General features: G+C 70.7%; 2 protein-coding genes and 1 pseudogene. 1 reads left to right on the plus strand and 2 read right to left on the minus strand.

Translation table 11 applies throughout. The annotated features are described in order from the left end of the window. Nucleotides 1-160 precede the first annotated feature (160 nt). Nucleotides 161-1,453 carry an amidohydrolase family protein gene (locus ACIRDX_RS21730; RefSeq protein ID WP_396627516.1) on the minus strand — a complete coding sequence of 431 codons (1,293 nt, stop codon included), beginning with the start codon at nucleotides 1,451-1,453 and terminating at the stop codon, nucleotides 161-163. A 130-nt stretch (nucleotides 1,454-1,583) separates the two neighbouring features. Between ACIRDX_RS21730 and ACIRDX_RS21735 the strand changes: the two genes are divergently transcribed. After that, the gene (locus ACIRDX_RS21735) at nucleotides 1,584-2,969 is read left to right on the plus strand and encodes a GDSL-type esterase/lipase family protein (RefSeq protein ID WP_396627517.1); all 1,386 of its coding nucleotides are present in this window, start codon (nucleotides 1,584-1,586) and stop codon (nucleotides 2,967-2,969) included. Nucleotides 2,970-3,009: 40 nt separating this feature from the next. On the opposite strand, the pseudogene ACIRDX_RS21740 reads toward ACIRDX_RS21735, so the two are convergent. Continuing rightward, nucleotides 3,010-3,516 (minus strand): annotated as a pseudogene (locus ACIRDX_RS21740) (dihydroorotate dehydrogenase-like protein); the annotation flags it as partial.

The following is a 3,516-nucleotide window of genomic DNA, read 5'->3' on the forward strand; positions in this document are numbered from 1 at the left end:
GGGCTGCCGCCGGCGCCAGGAAGCAGAGCGCAGTCGCGAGCACGCCCGCAGGCATGCCCATCCCCCTGGCGAATCGCAGTCGGGTCACGCCTGCAGTATCGCAGTCCCGCGCGGGGGGCGGAAGGTCTCCGGCCTGCCGACTGCCGACTGCCGACTGCCGCTACTTCGGCGCCTTCACCACGCGTCCTGCCGCCATCACGAAGCGGATGTCCTCGAACGACTTCACGTCGCGTAGCGGATCGCCACCGACCGCGATGATGTCGGCCAGCAGGCCGGTCTCGATTGCGCCGCGGTCGGTCACGCCGAGCGCCTCGGCCGCGACGGTCGTCGCGCTACGGATCGCCTGGATCGGCGTCATGCCCAGCTTCACGTAGACCGCCAGTTCGCGCGCATTGTGCCCGTGCGGGTAGACGGCGGCATCGGTACCGAAGGCCACCTTCACGCCGGCGCCGATGGCCTTGCGCAGGCTCTCGCGCATGACCGGCAGCACCGACTCGGCCTTGGCGCGAATCGGGGCGGGCAGCGCGCCCTTGTCGATCGCGTCGGCCAGGTACGTCGTCGGCACCAGGTACGTCCCGCGCCCCTTCATCAACGCGATCGCCTCGTCGTCGAGGATGGACCCGTGCTCGATCGAGGTGACGCCCGCCCGGACCGCGGCCTTGATGCCGGCGGTGCCGTGCGCGTGAGCGGCGACGCGGAGCCCGTGGCGCGTGGCTTCCTCGACCACGGCCTGCATCTCGGCCTCGCTCAACTGCTGGGCGCCGACGGTGGCGTCAAACGAGAGCACGCCCGCCGTCGCGCAGATCTTGATCACCTGCGCCCCATGCTTGGCCTGGTACCGCACGGCCTTCATCAACTCGTCGGGACCGTCGGCGACCCCCGTCCGCCAGTCCCGTTCCAGCAGGCCCGGCGCGAAGCCCGTGGTGTCGCAATGGCCGCCCGTGCTGCCGATGGAGTGCCCCGCGCTCACGATGCGGGGACCGGGCACGAAGCCCGCGGTGATGGCTCGCCCCAGCGCAATGTCGGCAAAGTTGCCGCTCCCCAGGTTGCGCACCGTGGTGAACCCGGCCTCGACCGTGGCCCTGGCGTTGCGCGCGCCGCGCAGGGCCTCGTCGGCCGTGCCTTCGGTGACCGCGCGCATCACCCAGTTGCCCTCGATGTCGAAGGTGATGTGCGTGTGCAGATCGATGAGGCCTGGGGCGAGCGTGACGTCGCCGAGGTCGATCACCTGCGCTCCGGACGGCACCGGGCCACCGACGCTGCGGATGGTGCCGTCCTGCACGACCACCACGGCGTTGTCGACGACGAGGCCGGCGCGCACGTCGAGCCAGCGAGCCGCCTTGATGGCGACGACGGTCGGTGCGGGCGATTGCGCGCCCACGCGAACGGGCGACACGACGGACAGGGCAGTGGCGCACGCCACCGCGACCGCAAGGGCAGACAGACGATTCACCGGGCCTCCTGAGGCGAGGCGCCATGATAGCGGACCGACTCCATCCCGTGGCCCGTTCGAGTTGGCCATCGACGCCTTGAAGCGACGTCCTTGCCAACGCGATCCCCGTCCTCGGCTATGCTCGACGGCCATGACGCCAGTCCGTGATGCTGCCCGCCGGGCCCTGCTCGTCGTCGCGTTGCTGTTGCCGCTCGTGCCTGTCGCGCCAGCCAGGGCGCAGGCCGTGGCCACGCCCGCGCAGGTCGTCGATCGCTTCGAGATTCCTGCCAACGACGACGGCCTGCCCGGCATGGGGCCGCTGCGCCGCTACACGTGGTTCCGGAAACTCTGGCGCGAGAAGCGATCGACGTGGGCGACGCAGGTGGCGCAGGACCAGGCCGCCGTCGTGCTGCTCGGCGACTCGATCACGCAGGGCTGGAACGACCGGCTGCCTGCCGCCTTCCCCGGCATGAAGGTCGCCAATCGCGGCATCAGCGGCGACACGACGCGGGGCGTCCTGCTGCGCCTGCAGGAAGACGTGCTCGTGCTGCGTCCGAAGGGCGTGGTGCTGCTGATCGGCACCAACGATCTCGAGGAAGGCGCGCGCCCGGATGTGGTCGAGAGCAACGTCCGCGCGATTCTCGCCGCGCTGCGGTCACACAATCCGGCCATGCCCGTCGTGCTGTGCCAGGTGTTCCCGAGCTCGGCGAAGATGAAGCGCCCGAGCGCGATCATCAAGGACACCAACGCGCGCCTGATGGCGCTGGTGCGCAACGACCCGCAGGTCACCACCGTGGAGACCTGGCGGCTGTGGGCCGACGCCGAGGGCGACGCGCCGATCGCCGAGTTCCCCGACCTGCTCCACCTGAACGACGCCGGCTACGCGCGCTGGGCGTCGGCGTTGCGGCCGGTGCTCGAGACCCTCGGCCTGATGACGCCGTCCAGCCAGCCCTTCACGGCCGAGCCCGGGTTCGAGGCGCTCTTCAACGGGCGCGACCTGACCGGCTGGGGCTATCGCGCCACCACCGAGCAAGAGAAGGCGATGGCGGCGAAATGGCAGGCCTCCGATCCGAACGCGGCGCAGTGGCCGTTCGTCGCCGAGCCCGTCACCTTCGACGGCCGGACGGCGAGCGTCGATGGGCGCTGGCGGGTCGTGGGCGACCGCGTGGTGGCCGCCGCGCCGCCCGAGTACCGCAAAGTGCAGCAGCTCTGGACCACGAGGACCTTCGACGGCGACTTCGTGCTGAAGCTGGAGTTCCGCGCGACGCCCTTCGCCGACGGCGGCGTGTTCCTGCGCGGGCCGCAGTTGCAGGTGCGCGATTACCGGCTGTCGGGGCCGTACACGAAGTCGGCGGCCTACAAGCCGCAGGACTGGAACGAACTGGTGGTCACCGTGAGGGGCGCCACCGCGGTGGTCACCTGCAACGGCGAGGTCATCGAGGCTGCCTTCAAGGTCCCCCCCAGCGGCGCCATCGGCCTCGAGGCCGACCGGGGGCAGATGGAGTACCGCCGCATCCGCATCTCCGCAGCGCCCTGAACAGAGGGATGGCCGCGTGTCCTCACGCGGCCGTGGCCATTCAGTCGCGCCAGCCCTGCAGGATCTTGATGTAGTTCGCGCGCTCGAACGCCGACGGCGACGCCACGCGCTCCTGGCTCATGGAGCCGCGGATCTGCGCCAGCGAGTCGAAGCCCTTGCGATCCATCCAGCGCGCGAGGTCGTCGCGGATGATGCCGAGCGCTGATGGCCCGTGCTTGAGCACCGCCGAGGTCGACATCGTGACGTCGGCGCCAGCCAGCACGTACTTGGCTGCCTCGACATGCGAGTGCACGCCCGTGGTCGCGGCCAGCGACGCCTGCACGCGGCCGTGGAGCACGGCGATCCACAGCAGCGGCAGCCGGATCTCTGACGGCGAGCTCAGCTCGAGGGTCGGCGCGACATCCATCCGGTCGATGTCGAAATCCGGCTGGTAGAAGCGGTTGAAGAGGACCAGGCCCTTCGCCCCGGCCGCCACGAGCCGCGCTGCCATCTCGCCCATCGCGCTGAAGTAGGGCGACAGCTTGACGGCGACCGGGATGGGCACCGC

It is taken from the genome of Luteitalea sp. (assembly GCF_044337415.1).
GTDB lineage: Bacteria > Acidobacteriota > Vicinamibacteria > Vicinamibacterales > Vicinamibacteraceae > Luteitalea.

Coding starts and splice junctions, on each gene's coding strand:
- ACIRDX_RS21735 (WP_396627517.1), top strand. CDS start 1,584: ATGACGCCAGTCCGTGATGCTGCCCGCCGGGCCCTGCTCGTCGTCGCG.